Origin of the sequence: Undibacterium sp. Xuan67W, assembly GCF_049340165.1 — a bacterium.
Taxonomy (GTDB): domain Bacteria; phylum Pseudomonadota; class Gammaproteobacteria; order Burkholderiales; family Burkholderiaceae_D; genus Undibacterium.
Genome location: NZ_JBMPPN010000012.1, coordinates 53,086 through 69,200, shown reverse-complemented (window position 1 = coordinate 69,200; position 16,115 = coordinate 53,086). Strand labels below are relative to the sequence as shown.

At 49.0% G+C, this 16,115-nt stretch carries 15 protein-coding genes; 10 read left to right on the top strand and 5 right to left on the bottom strand.

From position 1 onward, the window contains the following. Nucleotides 1–31 precede the first annotated feature (31 nt). The 5 genes from ACO0LE_RS12330 to cobA are packed head-to-tail and all read left to right on the top strand — an operon-like array spanning nucleotide 32 to nucleotide 4,270. On the top strand, nucleotides 32–553 hold the full coding sequence (locus tag ACO0LE_RS12330) for a DUF934 domain-containing protein (RefSeq protein ID WP_422960649.1): 522 nt from the start codon (nucleotides 32–34) through the stop codon (nucleotides 551–553). Continuing rightward, entirely contained in the window at nucleotides 550–1,263 is a 714-nt protein-coding gene (locus ACO0LE_RS12325; RefSeq protein WP_422960648.1) for a phosphoadenylyl-sulfate reductase, read from the top strand. Before ACO0LE_RS12330 ends, ACO0LE_RS12325 begins: the two co-directional genes overlap by 4 nt. Nucleotides 1,264–1,276: 13 nt before the next feature. After that, nucleotides 1,277–2,212 (top strand): sulfate adenylyltransferase subunit CysD, encoded by a 936-nt coding sequence (gene cysD / locus ACO0LE_RS12320; RefSeq protein WP_422960647.1) that lies wholly within the window; start codon nucleotides 1,277–1,279, stop codon nucleotides 2,210–2,212. Next, on the top strand, nucleotides 2,212–3,537 hold the full coding sequence (locus ACO0LE_RS12315) for a sulfate adenylyltransferase subunit 1 (RefSeq protein WP_422960646.1): 1,326 nt from the start codon (nucleotides 2,212–2,214) through the stop codon (nucleotides 3,535–3,537). The genes cysD and ACO0LE_RS12315 overlap by 1 nt, the downstream gene beginning before the upstream one ends. A 13-nt stretch (nucleotides 3,538–3,550) precedes the next feature. Further along, the gene (gene cobA / locus ACO0LE_RS12310; RefSeq protein WP_422960645.1) at nucleotides 3,551–4,270 is read left to right on the top strand and encodes a uroporphyrinogen-III C-methyltransferase; all 720 of its coding nucleotides are present in this window, start codon (nucleotides 3,551–3,553) and stop codon (nucleotides 4,268–4,270) included. Nucleotides 4,271–4,304: 34 nt separating this feature from the next. Here cobA and ACO0LE_RS12305 read toward each other — a convergent pair whose 3' ends face one another. The 3 genes from ACO0LE_RS12305 to lptF are packed head-to-tail and all read right to left on the bottom strand — an operon-like array spanning nucleotide 4,305 to nucleotide 6,952. Beyond that, complete coding sequence (locus ACO0LE_RS12305; protein ID WP_422956325.1) at nucleotides 4,305–4,673, bottom strand: sirohydrochlorin chelatase; 369 nt, start codon at nucleotides 4,671–4,673, stop codon at nucleotides 4,305–4,307. A gap of 9 nt (nucleotides 4,674–4,682) precedes the next feature. Beyond that, nucleotides 4,683–5,813 carry an LPS export ABC transporter permease LptG gene (gene lptG, locus ACO0LE_RS12300; RefSeq protein WP_422960644.1) on the bottom strand — a complete coding sequence of 377 codons (1,131 nt, stop codon included), beginning with the start codon at nucleotides 5,811–5,813 and terminating at the stop codon, nucleotides 4,683–4,685. Next, nucleotides 5,810–6,952, bottom strand: a complete 1,143-nt coding sequence (gene lptF / locus ACO0LE_RS12295) for an LPS export ABC transporter permease LptF (protein WP_422960643.1) — start codon at nucleotides 6,950–6,952, stop codon at nucleotides 5,810–5,812. The genes lptG and lptF overlap by 4 nt, the downstream gene beginning before the upstream one ends. A gap of 48 nt (nucleotides 6,953–7,000) precedes the next feature. Between lptF and ACO0LE_RS12290 the strand changes: the two genes are divergently transcribed. From ACO0LE_RS12290 to ACO0LE_RS12270, 5 genes are all read left to right on the top strand, one after another. Continuing rightward, complete coding sequence (locus ACO0LE_RS12290) at nucleotides 7,001–8,500, top strand: leucyl aminopeptidase (RefSeq protein ID WP_422960642.1); 1,500 nt, start codon at nucleotides 7,001–7,003, stop codon at nucleotides 8,498–8,500. 179 nt (nucleotides 8,501–8,679) lie between these two features. Further along, nucleotides 8,680–9,444 (top strand): exodeoxyribonuclease III, encoded by a 765-nt coding sequence (xth, locus tag ACO0LE_RS12285; protein WP_422960641.1) that lies wholly within the window; start codon nucleotides 8,680–8,682, stop codon nucleotides 9,442–9,444. Nucleotides 9,445–9,485: 41 nt separating this feature from the next. Then, nucleotides 9,486–9,677 carry a hypothetical protein gene (locus ACO0LE_RS12280; protein WP_422960640.1) on the top strand — a complete coding sequence of 64 codons (192 nt, stop codon included), beginning with the start codon at nucleotides 9,486–9,488 and terminating at the stop codon, nucleotides 9,675–9,677. 36 nt (nucleotides 9,678–9,713) lie between these two features. Beyond that, complete coding sequence (locus ACO0LE_RS12275; protein WP_422960639.1) at nucleotides 9,714–10,070, top strand: hypothetical protein; 357 nt, start codon at nucleotides 9,714–9,716, stop codon at nucleotides 10,068–10,070. Nucleotides 10,071–10,520: 450 nt separating this feature from the next. Further along, a complete protein-coding gene (locus tag ACO0LE_RS12270; RefSeq protein ID WP_422960638.1) occupies nucleotides 10,521–13,754 on the top strand; it encodes a two-component regulator propeller domain-containing protein in 3,234 nt (1,077 codons plus the stop codon). A gap of 99 nt (nucleotides 13,755–13,853) precedes the next feature. On the opposite strand, the gene ACO0LE_RS12265 is transcribed toward ACO0LE_RS12270, so the two are convergent. Both ACO0LE_RS12265 and ACO0LE_RS12260 read right to left on the bottom strand, forming a co-directional pair. Further along, on the bottom strand, nucleotides 13,854–15,197 hold the full coding sequence (locus ACO0LE_RS12265) for a TAXI family TRAP transporter solute-binding subunit (protein WP_422960637.1): 1,344 nt from the start codon (nucleotides 15,195–15,197) through the stop codon (nucleotides 13,854–13,856). Between the two features lie 127 nt (nucleotides 15,198–15,324). Next, nucleotides 15,325–16,110 (bottom strand): competence/damage-inducible protein A, encoded by a 786-nt coding sequence (locus ACO0LE_RS12260; RefSeq protein WP_422960636.1) that lies wholly within the window; start codon nucleotides 16,108–16,110, stop codon nucleotides 15,325–15,327. Nucleotides 16,111–16,115: the final 5 nt, after the last annotated feature.

Sequence of the window (16,115 nt, the reverse complement as noted above, 5' to 3'; positions counted from 1 at the left end):
GGCACTTAGACGAAAGCGCAGAAAGAAGATCATGAGAGAAATTATCAAAGATAAAGCGATCGTTCAGGATGACTGGACCATCTTGAGCCTGGCGGAAGATGAGACACCGGATGCCGTTGTTGTGCCACAAGGCAAGGTCATTGTCCCGCTTAAAGTCTGGCTGTTACAGCGAAATAGTCTGGTAAGCCGCACGGATATTGGGGTCTGGTTTAGCAGCGATGAACAAGCCAAGGAATTAAAGGACGATATCGCTCATTTTAGTTTGCTGGCAGTGGACTTTCCCAAATTTGCCGACGGCCGTGGCTATTCGATCGCTTACAACTTACGCACCCGTTTTGGCTTCGCCGGCGAACTACGTGCCATTGGCGATGTCTTGCGCGATCAGCTGTTTTATATGCAGCGTGTTGGATTTAATTCTTTTGCGACACGTCCAGATAAAAATATCCGCGATGCGATCAAAGGTCTGACTGATTTTTCAGAAAAATATCAGACCTCATGGGATGAAAAAAATCCCCTGTTCCGCCGCGCAGAACGCAGTGGAGCCGCGCAATGAGCGATTTTGACTCACGTCTGGCAGATACCCGGGCGATCTTGGCACGTATTGCAGCGGACTTCGCGCCTGCGGTATTTGCTTCGAGTCTGGCTGCTGAAGACATGGTACTGACCGATCTGATTTTGCGTCACCAACTGGCTATCGGCATCTTCTCTTTAGAAACCGGTCGTCTACATGCAGAAACTCTGGGCATGCTCGACAAAGTGAAAGAGACCTATGGCAGCGACATCGTCCTGTTTAATCCCGAGGCCAGTGCAGTAGACGCCTATGTTCAGCAACATGGCTTGAATGCATTCTATGACAGCGTCGAAATGCGTAAAGAGTGCTGCCGTATTCGTAAAGTCGAACCGCTCAATCGTGCTCTGGCAGGCAATAAAGCATGGGTCACCGGCCAGCGCCGCGCGCAGGCTGCTACCCGCACTGAATTAGCGGTGCAGGAAGACGACACAGCACATGGCATGCAAAAATTCAATCCGCTGGCGGACTGGTCAGAAGAAGATGTCTGGCACTATATTCGCAGCAACAATGTGCCTTACAATCCTTTGCATGACAAAGGCTACCCGTCTATTGGATGTGAGCCTTGCACCCGTGCGATACAAGCTGGCGAAGATGTGCGTGCTGGTCGCTGGTGGTGGGAAAATCCTGACTCCAAAGAATGCGGATTACATGTCGTCGATGGCAAGCTGATCCGAATCAAACAAGTAAGTTAAGCGAAAATTAATGATGAATACAGTTGCGGAAAACCATTTTATTGATGCTGCGAGCAATCGCCATCTGGACTGGCTGGAATCGGAAGCGATCCATATCATGCGTGAAGTGGCAGCAGAGTGCAGTAATCCTGCCCTGCTCTTCTCAGGTGGCAAAGATTCAGTTGTCATGTTGCGTATCGCCGAAAAAGCCTTCCGTCCAGGCAAGTTCCCGTTCCCGCTAGTGCACATCGATACAGGACATAATTTTGAAGAGGTCATCACGTTTCGCGATAAAAAAGTGGCGGAACTGGGTGAGCGGCTGATCGTCGGCTCCGTCGAAGATTCCATCAAGCGCGGCACAGTGCGTCTGCGCCATCCGGCCACTGACTCACGCAATGCGGCACAGGCCGTAACGCTGCTGGAGACAATCGCCGAACATAAATTCGACGCCTGTATGGGCGGTGCTCGCCGTGATGAAGAAAAAGCCCGCGCTAAAGAGCGTATCTTTTCTTTCCGCGATGAGTTCGGTCAATGGAATCCTAAAGCCCAGCGCCCGGAACTCTGGGACCTGTATAACACCCGTGTTCACCCTGGTGAAAACATGCGCGTCTTCCCGATTTCAAACTGGACTGAGCTCGACGTCTGGCAATACATCGCCCGTGAAAAATTAGAACTGCCACCGATCTACTTTGCGCATGAACGCCAGGTGATTCCGCGCAACGGTTTGTTAGTCCCGTTGACGGATCTGACACAGGCACGTGATGGTGAAACGGTAGAGACTCAGGTCGTACGTTTCCGGACTGTCGGTGATATCTCATGCACCTGCCCGGTATCGTCCGATGCCGCGACTGTAGAAGCCATTATCGCGGAAACAGCAATTACGCAGATTACCGAACGCGGCGCGACCCGCATGGATGATCAGACCTCAGAATCCTCAATGGAAAAACGTAAAAAAGAAGGATATTTCTAATGAGTACAGTAACTTCGGCCGCACCTGCGATCCAAGATGCGACAAGAGAACGCGGCCTGCTACGCTTTATTACTGCTGGCTCCGTTGATGACGGTAAGAGCACATTAATTGGCCGCCTGCTGTTCGACAGCAAGGGTATTTTCGCCGACCAACTTGATGCCATGTCACGCGCTAAACATAAGCGCACCGTAGGCGACACCATCGACTTATCCCTGCTCACCGATGGTCTGGAAGCCGAGCGCGAACAAGGTATTACGATTGACGTTGCATATCGCTACTTCGCGACACCGAAACGCAAATTCATCATCGCCGACACACCAGGGCATGAACAATATACGCGCAACATGGTGACTGGCGCATCAACCGCCGACGCTGTGATCATTCTGATCGACGTGTCTAAGGTCAAGCTGGGTGACGATGGCAGTGTCGACTTGCTGGTACAAACTAAACGCCACTCTACGATTGCCCATTTGCTGCAGATTGAGCATGTGATTGTGGCTGTCAATAAGATGGATCTGGTCAATTATGATCAGTCCGTATACGACCGTATTATCGGCGCCTATCAAAGTTTTGCAGAGCAATTGGGATTGAAAGATATTCGCCCGATTCCGCTGTCAGCTCTGGCCGGTGATAACGTTGTTACCGCTAGTGATAAATTGTCCTGGTATCAGGGGCCAACCTTGATTGAGTTACTGGAATCCTTGAGCGTCTATGACGACTGCCATGACGAGCCATTCCGCTTTCCGGTGCAATTAGTTGCACGCCATAATGGTCATGAAGCGAATGATTTCCGTGGTTATATGGGGCGTATTGAAGCAGGCAGAGTCAGCAAAGGCGATAAGTTGCTTGTCCAGCCTAGCGGTCAGACTGCAACGGTAAAAGATATCCTGACACTGGACGGTTCGCTGGAATCCGCGGTAGTTGGTCAATCGGTCACGATTCTGCTCGATGAGTATCTGGATATTTCACGTGGCGACATGCTGGCATCCGCTGATCGACCGGCAAGTTTGCTAAAAACTGTGCAGGCAGACTTATGCTGGCTGTCCGAAGATGCGCTGGATATTCGCCGCAGATATTGGCTCAAACACACGACCAAACAAGTCGCGGCTAAAGTCAGTGCGATTGATACGCTGCTCGACATCAATACGCAAGAGCGTCGGGCTGCAGAAAACCTGAAGCTCAATGATATTGCCCGTGTCACCATCAACGTACAACAGCCTTTGGCTGCTGATGGCTATGATGATTTACGTTCAACAGGCGCATTTATCCTGATTGATGAAGTCACGCATCAGACTGTTGCCGCAGGCATGATACGCCTCGCCTGAAGCGAATAACAGCATGCAAAAAGCCGGCGGCAAAGTCTATCTTATTGGTGCCGGCCCTGGCGCTGCTGACCTGATTACGGTTCGCGGCGCCCGGATTCTGGCGCAGGCAGAAGTTGTCTTGCATGATGCGCTGGTCACATCAGAGATGCTGGAACTTTGTCCACAAGCGGTCAAAGTCTCCGTCGGCAAACGCAGTGGCCAACGCTCTGCAGCCCAGTCGCATATCAACGAACAAATCCTGAGTTGCGCACAACAATATGGCATCGTCGTTCGTCTTAAAGGTGGTGACCCGATGTTATTTGGCCGCGCCGATGAAGAGCTAATTGCGATGGAACAGGCAGGCATCGATTACGATATCGTCCCTGGCATCACCACTGCCGTTGCAGCTGCAGCAAGTGCCAGACAACCACTCACTAAACGCGGCATCGCACGCAGCGTAGCGTTTTTCACCTCTAGCACGGCGCCAGGCGAAAACGCCGACACACGTATCCCCGACTGCGATACGCTCATTCAATATATGGGTGGCAAAGAAGCTGCGTTGACCGCGCAGCGACTGCTAGCATCAGGTTATGCGATCGATTTGCCGGTTGTTGTGATCGAGAATTGCAGCCGTTCAAATGAACGCGTCTTACGACTCAATCTTGGTGACCTGGAACAAGGCCTGAGCGCCTGCGAAGGCCCGGTTCTGGTGATGATAGGTGAAGCGATGCGAGCGCGCGAACCAGCGCTCTAGGTTCAAAACATCATTGCTTTAGCTGTCGCCCTGCTCACAATGCATGGACACAATAATCGCTGATAGCCGCCAGCACCGTAGCATTCTCTCCAACGGCTTCAGCGACCTTGATCGTCAATGAGGGATAGCTATTTCGCAGTTCATCAAGAATCAGCGGCAGGTCACGTAATACATGACCACCTTGCCCTAAAAAAATCGGCACAATACTAATATCCGTCACGCCATCCGCTACAAACTGAGCGACCAGATCAGGCAAACCCGGCGTCATAAATTCCAAGAATGCCAAAGCAACCGTAACATCTGGCAACCGGCTTTGTGTGAGTTTTTGCAGTCGTTCAAACGGCGCAGCCCAACGTGGATCACGCGCCCCATGAGCAAATAATATTTGTGCTTTTTTTTGCATTATCTTCTCTTATCTTCGCTCTACCATCCATAGCGCTGTCATGGCCATGAATAAAAATACCATACTCGGTACCAATGCCGTAATTAGGGGTGGCCAAGTATTTAATAACCCTACATGAGAAAACAAACTATTCATGAGGTAAAACACCATCCCGATCATGATCCCGCTAAAAATTTTCAGACTGATACCTCCGCTGCGCGCATGCAGGTAGGCAAACGGCAATGCCAGCGCCATCATGACGAGAATTGCAAACGGATAGGTGACTTTCTTCCAGAATGCGATGGCATACCGCTCTGTGCCTTGCTTGTTGTCGGATAAATGTTTGGTGTAAGCCGCCAGGTCATAGGCGGACATGCGGTCTGGGTCAACAAATAATACGGACAGAATATCGGGTGTAATTTCAGAAGCCACATCCAGACTCGCCAGCTTGATGCTCGCTACGGTCGAAATATCTTGCATCAATAAGCTCTTAGGGAAAGAAGTCTGAGTTACATTCGATAAGCGCCAGACATTGTCACCGATATATTCTGCATGCTCCGCTGTCACTTCTTTCGATAAATTAAAACGGCTATCGAATTCATAGACCTTTACGCCAACTAATTGCCTGTTAGGGAGAATTTCTTTGACATTCAAAAAGCGTGAGCCGACCACACTGCCCTTCAAACCATTGTCACGCACCAGATCCTTGGTCCACAAACCGGTCCTGAACTCTTGCGCCAGCGACGCGCCGATCGCATTGAGCTTTACTTTTTCTGCCAGTTTGGTTGTCATCGGCGCAACGAATTCACCGAATACAAACGTTAATACAACAAACAGCAAACCAATTTTTGCCAACATAGTGCCTGCCATGAGGGTCGACATACTAGCCGCACGCATGATGGTAAATTCAGAATTGGAGGCGAACTGCGCCAGCACATAAATCGTCCCGATCAACACGGCAATCGGCATGAATTCATAGATATAGCCCGGCAATCCCAACGCCACATACAGCAAAGCATGCTGCAGGCGATAGCCACCTTTATTAACGGATTGCAGTTCACCCATCAGATCAAAGAAGGCAAACAATGCCAGCAATGCCAACATCACAAACAAGACAGCCCGGATAATTTCGACACTAAAATAACGTTGCAAGACTCTCATGATGCGCACTTCGCTTTCGTATCTTTGCCGCGCATGAGGCACTTCAATCTGGACCACAGTACCAGCGGATGATAATGACTATTCACGTACAGACGCCAGGCGAATAGCAAGATCACCACAACAGCTGCAAATAAGTGGATCGGCCACCAGGAATTACCAAAACTAAATCGCTCCTGCACTACCGCAGCCTGCATAATATTCACCAGATTCAGATATAGCACGACCAACAGCAAAGCCACGATCACATTCGCAGAACGCCCTACCCTTGGATTCACGAAACCCAGCGGTATTGCCAGCAACAGCAATACGAAACACATCAAGGGAAGCGAAATTCGCCACAACAACTCGCCGCGATTAAAATTGTTCGGATCTTGCAAGAGCTCTTGCAGGCTCAGTGACTTCGCGGATTTATCACCGGCGGTGGCTTTGGTTTGTCCAGATACCAGAATCCCATAACGTTCAAACTGCATCATCTGAAAATCAGGTTCCGTCGGCAAGCCATCGTAACGACGCCCCTGGCTCATGACCAGGAATTTGTCGCCACGCGCATCTATTTCGATTTTCCCTTCTTTTGCAACGACGACGCTGGAGCGGCCATTGCGGAAGGTATTAATAAAAATATTCTGTACTTTGCTCAAATCCCCGGCAACTTCTTCGACAAAAAAGATTCTGTCGGACGATGCAGACTCCTGAAACTTACCCGGCGAGACCTTGGCAATGTCCTCGCGCTTTTCATAACGCTCCCTGAATTCGGCGCTTTGGCGGTTTGCCCAAGGTGTGGCAACAAAACTCAGTAAGGCGGTAAGAATGACCATGGGCATGCCAAAGCTTAGAACCGGTGCGATCCATTTAGACAAACTGAGTCCAGAGGCAAACCAGACCACCATTTCGGAGTCTTGATAAGTTCGGGTAACCACCATTAAAACCGAAATAAACCCAGTCAAAATGAACAAAACTGGCAAATACTGCAATACTGAAAAGCCGATCAGAGCAATTACGTCAGCCGACGCAACCTTGCCTCCTGCGGCCTGGCCGAGGATTTTGATCAACATAAATGTGATGGTAATTGTGAACAGAATCGTAAAAACAGCACCTGCGGCACTGAGTAATTCACGTCGAAGCGCGCGCTGAAAAATCATGGAGGGTTATAATGTCGGTTTTACGAGACTTACAAAGAGGAGTAATACGTGGACTTTAGCATAAAAACATTCGACGCCAAAAGCACTGTGAATGCCACCAAAACTGGTTGCGTAGTTGTAGGCGTATTCGAAAACAAAAAATTATCGTCATCCGCTGCCGCGTTGGACAAAAAAGGCGAAATCGCCGCTGCCCTGAAATCAGGCGATATTACCGGCAAGATCGGCTCCTCCTTGTTGTTACGCAACGTCGCTGACGTTGCTGCTGACCGTGTTTTGCTGGTCGGTCTGGGCGAAGAAGCGGCTGTTGTTTCTGAAAAAGCCTACTCACAAGCCGTTCAGGCGGCGGCCCGCGCACTCTCCGGCCTGGGTGCCAATGATGCGACTTTGGCGCTACCAGCCGTAAAAGAACGTGACGCGGCATGGTCTATCCGCACGGCGGTTCTGGCATTTCGCGAATCGATTTTCCGCGCTGACGGTTTAAAAAGTAAAAAAGATACTAGTAGCACCGGCGTCAAGAAAATTGCAATCGGCGTTGCGGCCACTGAGGCAACTGCCGCTAAGCACGCCCTGACGCAAAGCGTCGCGCTGGCAAACGGCATGGATCTGACAAAAGAACTGGGCAATTTGCCACCGAATGTCTGCACACCGACGTATCTGGCAACAACCGCGAAAAAAATCGCTACTGAATACAAAATGGGCATAGAAATTTTGGATCGCAAGCAATTGCAGGCGCTCAAAATGAACAGCTTCCTGTCCGTGACAAACGGATCAGATGAACCGCCGAAATTCATCGTCCTAAAACACATGGGCGGCAAAGCCAAAGACGCACCGACTGTGCTGGTTGGTAAGGGTATTACATTTGACTCAGGTGGTATCTCCCTCAAGCCTGGCGCGGGTATGGATGAGATGAAATACGACATGGGCGGTGCAGCCTCTGTCATCGGTACTATGCGCGCTATCGGCGAAATGAAATTAAAACTGAATGTCATCGCCGTCGTTCCTACTTGCGAAAACATGCCTTCTGGTAGCGCAACACGTCCGGGCGACATCGTGACATCCATGTCTGGTCAGACTATCGAGATTTTGAATACCGATGCTGAAGGTCGTTTGATTTTATGTGATGCACTGACGTATGTAGAGCGCTTCAAGCCTGCCGCCGTTGTCGATGTGGCGACACTGACTGGCGCATGCGTTACCTCCTTAGGTCATCACAATACCGGCTTGTTTACACGTCACGACGATGCTCATGACAAACTCGCTGCGGAATTGCTGGTTGCTGGCAAACAAACAGGCGATACCGCATGGCGCATGCCGATTGAAGAAGCTTACAACGAGCAACTGAAATCGAATTTTGCTGATATGGCGAACATCGGCGGCCCGGCTGGTGGCAGTATTACCGCCGCTTGCTTCCTTGAGCGCTTCACCAAAAAATACACTTGGGCGCATCTGGATATCGCAGGTACCGCATGGAAATCGGGCGCAGCCAAAGGTTCTACCGGCCGTCCGGTACCAATGCTGACGGCATTCCTGATCAATCGCGCTGGCTAATTTGTTGTAGACGAAATCGTCGATATGAGCGTGTGCTGACCTGTCAGCACACGCTTTTTTATTTGAGCAGCTACTAGTAGCGCAGTCTGACAACACTTTCAGGTCTGCTAAACTTAAATAACATTTTTAATGAACAACATGAAAAGCTCCCCGTCTGAGAGCTCAAAGGATATACCCACATGAAATTAGTTACCTGGAACGTCAACTCCTTGAAAGTACGTTTACCGCAAGTGCTTACGTGGCTAGAAACGAATCCTGTTGATGTCCTCTGCATACAGGAAACCAAACTGACCGACGATAAATTTCCTCAGGCTGAAATTGAGGCCGCGGGTTATCAGGTTGCGTTTACCGGACAGAAAACTTATAACGGTGTGGCGATTCTGTCGCGCCACCCTATCAGTGACGTACAAAAAAACAATCCTCTCTTTGAAGATGAGCAGCAAAGAATCATCGCCGCCACCATTGCTGGCATACGCATCATCTGCGCTTACGTCCCGAACGGACAAGCACTCGATTCAGAGAAGTATCCTTATAAACTAAGCTGGCTAGAAGCCTTAAAAAAGTGGGTGCAGCAAGAATTACAGCAACACCCTGAGCTCGCTTTACTGGGTGACTACAATATCGCGCCGGAAGACAGAGACGTACATGATCCGGCTGCATGGGAAGGCATGAACCTAGTGTCACCGCCAGAGAGAGCGGCTTTGCAGGCATTAATTGACTTAGGGCTAAAAGATAGCTTCCGAATGTTTGAGCAAGCAGAAAAATCATTCAGCTGGTGGGATTACCGTCAATTAGGATTTCGCCTCAACAAAGGCGTACGAATTGACCATATCCTGCTGTCTGAACCATTGGCAAGCCGCTGCACCGCTTGCGTCATCGACAAGGTACCGCGCAAGTGGGAACAACCCTCTGATCATGCACCAGTGATTGCTACTCTAAGCTGATACCGCATCGTCTCGCCGGAGGCGGCCGAATACCCTGCTCCGTGCGAGATCTCAATCCCGCCTCCCCCTATTACCTCCGCAACGAAGTACGCCTGAGCCCCCGTCCCGTCAATACTGACTACGCTCATCAGGCGAATATTTCGCTTGAGCCATCATTTTCTGCAGTTTGTCGCAAGCGTATTGATGCTCTGAATCGTCCTGCCTATGATGCAGTCATCGATACCAGATATTGACGTACCCACAGAATCCCTACTTTCACTGGAGCCATCATGACAAACACAAAACGTAACTACGCCCTCGCTATCAGCCTTCTAAGCGCATTTTTTGTACTGGTCTGCCTGAGTTATTTTTCTATGGATACCTCGGCGATCACCATTGACGGTGAGCCTGTGCATGGCATCGCAGGTGTTGGCCTGGCTATCGGGGGTGTAGTGATCGGCTGTATTGCGACCTTCTTTGCTCTGGGGGTCACTGGCATAGTATTAGCGGGTGTCAGCATTTTTTTGGTTGCCTTATTCGCGTTCATCGTTGGCGCAATCTTGCTGGCGATCCTCCCAGCTCTGTTACCTTTATTACTGATCATCGGCATCATAAGTCTAATTGCCAGAAAAAATAAACGTCTGTAATGTTAAAGTAATCTCATACAAAGCCAGCGCCGCCCGCTGGCTTTGTTTTTTATGTGGTTTTGACGAGGTAATGTCATGCAAGCCACATTCAAGCTAAGTTCAAGATTGTGCTATCAAAAATAAAAGTTGGTTTTTTGCAACCTTCACTATCACGTAGCAAATTCACATTGCGAAGAGCGCGCCTTAAGTCAGTTATGTAGATTATGATGAGGCTCCAGACAGGCGGACTATATTGATCCATTCTGCCTCCTCCATGCAGTTGATGACGTGATTTAGGTTATGGCAAAAGTAAGTTCGCTTCCGCAAGTTAAAAATCCCCTGAGTTGCGCGTCCGACCGTGACATCGTCACCTGCTTTTACCATGGCTGCACCGCAGTTATTTCCAGACTATTTTTAATAATCTCTTGCCTGCTTTTTAGCAGCAGCGCTGATGCACTTCCTTCGCGCTCGATGAGGTTTGAGAACATCACCAAACTTGCGCCAGGACTGCCTGAAAATGCCATTACGGCCCTGATTCAAGACAAGCATGGTTATATCTGGATAGGCTCCTACATCGGTTTATACAGGTTTGACGGCTATAAGGCGATTAATTACAAACACGATAGTAATAATCCGCATAGCCTGACCGCTGATCGCATCAATGCAATTTATGAAGACGAACAAAGTCAGGTCTGGGTCGGTACTAACGACGGGATTGCCAGGTTTGATCCTGAAATCAATGGTTTTAAAATATTCTCGCCTGTCGCTGGTTCAGAACGAGTGGCGCTGCACAAAGCCATCGTCAAAATCATTGGTGATGGTAAAGGCGCCATGTGGATATTGAGCAAAGATGGCTTACAACACTTCAATCCCAAAACCGGTATTTTTAAAAATATCGTTCATGACAACGACAAAGAGGACAGCATCTCTGGCGACATATTGAACGATATCCACCTTGATGCCAAACAAGGCCTGTGGATAGGTACAGAATCTTCTGGTGTCGATTATCTGCCATCCGGTTCCGGCAGCTTCCAGCATTACATTCTGGATCCAGGACTGAAATCGAATTCCAAATCCAATAATGTCCGGGCGGTCTACATAGATCGCAAACAAATGCTATGGATAGGATCCAGTGATGGCATTTTTGTGTGGAAACCGGGAACTCCCTGGTCAGAACGAAAACATCTCGATAAACCAAAGGGTATTGAGGACTACACTGTCAGGACTTTTTTTGAAGATAGTGCTTCAACGCTCTGGATTGGTACCGAAGCCGGCTTATCATATTGGGACAAAAATACCCAAAAACTAAGCGCTTACGAATACTGGTCAAGTGACCCATATGGTTTGCCAAGCGGCGCCGTCACGCTCATCAATCAAGATAGCTCCGATACCTTGTGGGTTGGTGTATGGCGTTCAGGAGTCAACCGGGTTGATATGGCTAACCGAGGATTTCAACGTTTTTTTCCAAGACCTCCCGATGCCAAAAACGATGTATTTAATAATGCCGTTGGCAGTATCGCCAGCGACGGCCAAGGCCATCTCTGGCTAGGCTCCATGGGAAACGGATTGCTGCTGTTTAATCCTGATCAAAACAAAATCATCAGCACCTTTAAGCATGACGCAAAAGATCCGCTGTCTTTACCGACAGATAATGTTGCTAGCCTATATCAACAACCGAATGGTCCCTTGTGGATAGGAACGTCTGCCGGACTAAGCTGGCGGGATCCGATAAATGGGCGCTACAGCACGGTGCATTTCGATTCTCGCCTGACGGATATCGTCCGCAAAATCGTTCCAGGCCGGGGCGACATACTCTGGTTAGGTACGGAGGGAGGACTGATACGCTACGACATCAAGAACGGTGCCACTAAATACTACAAGCATGACATGGCCGATCCAGACAGCCGTTCGGTCAATTACACCAACTTCATTCTTGAGGACAAAGCAGGGCGTCTGTGGGTCAGCGGATTTAACGGCGGCGGACTCGACATGCTCGATCCGGTAAGCGGAAAATTCCGTCACTTTTTACATGATGCGGAAAACATCAACAGTCTCCTCAGCAATGATGTGCGCGGCCTATTTGAGGACAAACAAGGACAGTTGTGGATCAGTACCTTACTCGGGCTCAGCAAGGTGCTCATACAAGCGGACGGCAACATCAAGTTCGTCTCATATAATCCACAGGACAGCAGCGTGCAGGTCAGCCAGTACGGAGCCATCATCGGTGATGACGACGGCATATTATGGATTGCCAACCAGACCGGTCTAGCCCAGTTCAACCCAAGAACCGGTCAGGCCAACAATTATTTCTCGTCAGATGGCATCACCGATGGACGCTTCTATGACGGGTCTTTTTTTAAAGATGGCGAAACTTTATATTTCGGCGGCTATAAAGGAATGACCTCGGTCTCACCAAGACATGTCCAGGTGAATGCCCTGCCTCCAGTGATCGCGATCACCGATATCACGATCTTTAACCGGCCATTACTGCAAAGCAAGCAGGCTGGCGGTATTGAGCTGATCGGCACAGAATACGCGCCAAAATCGCTGAGTTTGTCGTGGCGCCAGTCCGTTTTTTCTATCGAATTTGCGGCATTGCATTTTGCCGATCCAGTCAGTAATAAATACGCCTACAAGTTAGAAGGATTTGACGAGAGCTGGATAGAAACCGATGCGACACACCGTATCGCTACCTATACCAATCTTGACCCTGGGACATACACTTTCCGTGTCAAAGCTAGCAATAATAATGGTATCTGGAACGAAGACGGGATCTCATTACCGGTCACAATCATGCCGCCATTTTGGAAAACCTGGTGGTTCTACGTGACATCAATATTGACGTTATGCGCGTTGATCTTTTTGCTTTACCGTCAACGCGTCAATTATCTGCATAAGCAAAAAGCAGCCTTACAAAAGGAAGTCGCCTTGCGCACCAGCGAATTACTCGCTGCAAACGAATTACTGCTGAGAGAGAGTAACAAGCTCAAAGATGCCGATCGCTTTAAATCAGAATTTATCTCCGTAGTCAGTCATGAATTAAGAACGCCGCTCACCTCGATTCGTGGCTCGCTGGGGCTGCTGGAATCAGGACGGATTGCCGAATTGCCGGGCAAAGCTCTGGACTTAATCAAGATCGCACATAAAAATTGTCAGCGTCTGGTCAGTCTCGTTAATGACATTCTGGATCTGGAAAAAATTCAATCAGGCGCACTGAATTTACGTATGCAGACGGTAGACATTGTCAGCACCGCCCGTCAATCAATAGAAGAGAATGCCGCGTATGCTGACAGTTACGGCGTGCGTTATGAGCTTCAGACCAATCTGACTGAGGCGCTTGTCAACGCTGACGTCGACAGGTTATTGCAGGTGTTTGCGAATCTCTTATCGAATGCCGCCAAATTTGCACCGACGAACAGCGCAGTCCAAATACGCGTCCAGACTCATGAGCAATTTTTCAGAGTTGAAGTCGAGGATCACGGTGCAGGAATTCCTCTGCATTTCCGTGAGAGAATTTTTGGTAAATTTGCACAGGCAGATGGTACAAACCTGCGCCAGCAAGGCGGTACGGGTCTGGGTTTGAATATCACCAAAACCTTGCTCGAAAAAATGAACGGGCAAATTGGTTTTACTTCAACCGAAGGTCTGGGTACAACATTCTGGTTCACATTACCGGGCAAGCAACAGGAATCACGTACTGCTTAATTATTGAGCATTCAATATTAAGCAATAATAATGAAGTAATGAATCAGCACTGAATAAGTACGAAATAAGAACAGAATAAGAAGCGAGCAGTACCTACCCTCAAGCCGGAACAGGCCTATCCATCTGACGCAAATTTTCTACACGATTGCGTACAAAATTAATATGGCTGCGCAAGCCATATAATTCTTCCGCGTAAGACAAGGGGATGGATATGCGATTCACTTTTTCTTCGATCTCATCGAGTCTTTTCAATTGCACTGCACAGACTTCCTGGCGCTGCGCCGGAATCAACTCCTCAATCGCCTGCTCGACCAGACGTAACTGACCGTACCAGCGATATACACGCGAGCGTATGCGCCAGACATACAACGGCGGAATAATCTTTGACAGGGGCAGTATCAATGCGCCCAAGGCAACCAGCACGACCCACATGCGTTCAATAAAATTGGCCAGCCAAAAACTCAGATAACGTTGCAGTAATGGCGGGCCATTTTTATAAAATTTTTCTGCCTGGGCAGCGACGGGAATTTCGGTATATTTATCAGAAGGAAATTCACCTTGTTTACGAAACCATCCGGTTCCACCGTGGATTTTTTGTGCGGCTTGTAGCAACAGACTGATCAACGCTGGATGCAGACTCTCATGAGCCACCATCGTCGCCGTCGGAGAAATCAAATGATAATCACGAGAGGGAATATCTTTCCCTAAATCGACAATACCGCGCGGCAGCACAACGTGCGAAAGGAAGGGAAAGCGGCGTGTATAAGCTTCTGCCTGGACAAAATCAAACAGCCTGATTCCCGGTGTTTGCAACAACATTTGCAGCAATGGCGAATCCGATGCAGAGCTGAATACCAGCACATCAACTTTACCATCCAGTAGCGCGACGGTTGCAGGTGTGTTCTCAAGGCTGCTCAGGCGAACATCCGACTCCTCCATCCCGTTAACGGACAAAATCTGTTTGAATAACCGTGCAACGCCCATGCCATCGGGTCCAACATTCACCGACTTAGATTTGAATTGCGCCAGACTGGTAATCTCTTTATTACCGCGATAAAAAATCCAGATCGGCTCATAAAATAAGCTTCCCAGGGAGATCAGGCCTTTCTCTTCTGCCTCGGCCTCGTTGGTAGAACCGCTTTGTACAAAACCTAATTCAATCTCTGATTCAGGGTCACTGATTTTTTTCAAATTATCTTGCGAACCCTGAGTTTCCTGAAAGTGGATCGTAATATCGTTCTTCGCGAGCTCATCGGCATACTGCCTTGCAAAGCGCTGATAAGCGCTATTTTCCTGCCCTGTCGCAAAATCAATCGTACGTGGCGGTGCCGGATCGACCAGCCAATAGCCAAGTCCGCAGACCAGCAATACAATCAGCGTCATCGGTCCAAAAGCGATCAATAAATCTCGGATCGAAAATAAAGTAAATTTTATTTTTGGCATGGTCTTAAATTGCAGGCTTACTTCCCAAGTAAGTATTTATTTCATGGACTTACTTGATTGGCCTACTTATTATTGAATCGGTTGTAGTCTGTTGTCTGCAACCTGATCACTACATTAAGTAGGTACATTAAGCAGGCACATACTCAGCATTGAAACCATCCAGACCGCGCAACATTTGCTCAAACGCAGCATCCACCTGTTTAGGATCGCCTTTGACACCGAGCTCAATATGCTTACGGATCTGATGATTGCCCACGCTCGGCAGGCTGAACACTTTGATCAATGGGTACTCTGCCTCTAAAGCCTCCATCATCGGCGTCAGTGTTGACTCCATCGCTTCAAATACCAGAACAGATTTTTCCTCACGGGCATGCTGGTGAAACAGATGCGAATAATGGGTATCCAGCACCCAGGCAATCATGGGCCAGGCCATCACAGGAAAACCGGGAACAAAATAATGATTCTGGATCGCAAAACCAGGAATTTTGTTATAAGGATTGGGAATGATCTGAGCACCTTGCGGAAACTCACCCATTTTTAGGCGATGCAGGTTTTCTGGCGTATCGAGTTCCACAGGCTTGCCGGCTTCAATCAGCATGTCAGTGATACGTTGCTGTATCAGCAGCTTCGCTTCGGAATGCAATTCCAGAGGCACATCTAAAGCAGCGGCAGCACATTGACGCGTATGATCATCGGGCGTAGCACCAATACCGCCGGTACTGAATACGATATCGTTATTCGCAAACGAACGCGCCAAAGTCGCCGTGATTCTGGCTCGGTCGTCACCGATATACTCAGCCCAGTCTAATTGCAAACCACGCTCCGCCAGCAACTCAATCACTTTGGAAAGATGCTTGTCAGCGCGTTTGCCTGACAAAATCTCATCGCCGATAATGATGACACCAATAGCCATATGAG

Excerpts from the sequence above, each read along its gene's own strand:
- lptF (WP_422960643.1), bottom strand. The coding sequence starts at position 6,952 with ATGATTTTTCAGCGCGCGCTTCGACGTGAATTACTCAGTGCCGCAGGT.
- xth (WP_422960641.1), top strand. The coding sequence starts at position 8,680 with ATGAAATTAGTTACCTGGAACGTCAACTCCTTGAAAGTACGTTTACCG.
- ACO0LE_RS12270 (WP_422960638.1), top strand. The coding sequence starts at position 10,521 with ATGAGGTTTGAGAACATCACCAAACTTGCGCCAGGACTGCCTGAAAAT.
- cobA (WP_422960645.1), top strand. The coding sequence starts at position 3,551 with ATGCAAAAAGCCGGCGGCAAAGTCTATCTTATTGGTGCCGGCCCTGGC.
- cysD (WP_422960647.1), top strand. The coding sequence starts at position 1,277 with ATGAATACAGTTGCGGAAAACCATTTTATTGATGCTGCGAGCAATCGC.
- ACO0LE_RS12315 (WP_422960646.1), top strand. The coding sequence starts at position 2,212 with ATGAGTACAGTAACTTCGGCCGCACCTGCGATCCAAGATGCGACAAGA.
- lptG (WP_422960644.1), bottom strand. The coding sequence starts at position 5,813 with ATGAGAGTCTTGCAACGTTATTTTAGTGTCGAAATTATCCGGGCTGTC.
- ACO0LE_RS12260 (WP_422960636.1), bottom strand. The coding sequence starts at position 16,110 with ATGGCTATTGGTGTCATCATTATCGGCGATGAGATTTTGTCAGGCAAA.
- ACO0LE_RS12275 (WP_422960639.1), top strand. The coding sequence starts at position 9,714 with ATGACAAACACAAAACGTAACTACGCCCTCGCTATCAGCCTTCTAAGC.
- ACO0LE_RS12330 (WP_422960649.1), top strand. The coding sequence starts at position 32 with ATGAGAGAAATTATCAAAGATAAAGCGATCGTTCAGGATGACTGGACC.
- ACO0LE_RS12265 (WP_422960637.1), bottom strand. The coding sequence starts at position 15,197 with ATGCCAAAAATAAAATTTACTTTATTTTCGATCCGAGATTTATTGATC.
- ACO0LE_RS12305 (WP_422956325.1), bottom strand. The coding sequence starts at position 4,673 with ATGCAAAAAAAAGCACAAATATTATTTGCTCATGGGGCGCGTGATCCA.
- ACO0LE_RS12325 (WP_422960648.1), top strand. The coding sequence starts at position 550 with ATGAGCGATTTTGACTCACGTCTGGCAGATACCCGGGCGATCTTGGCA.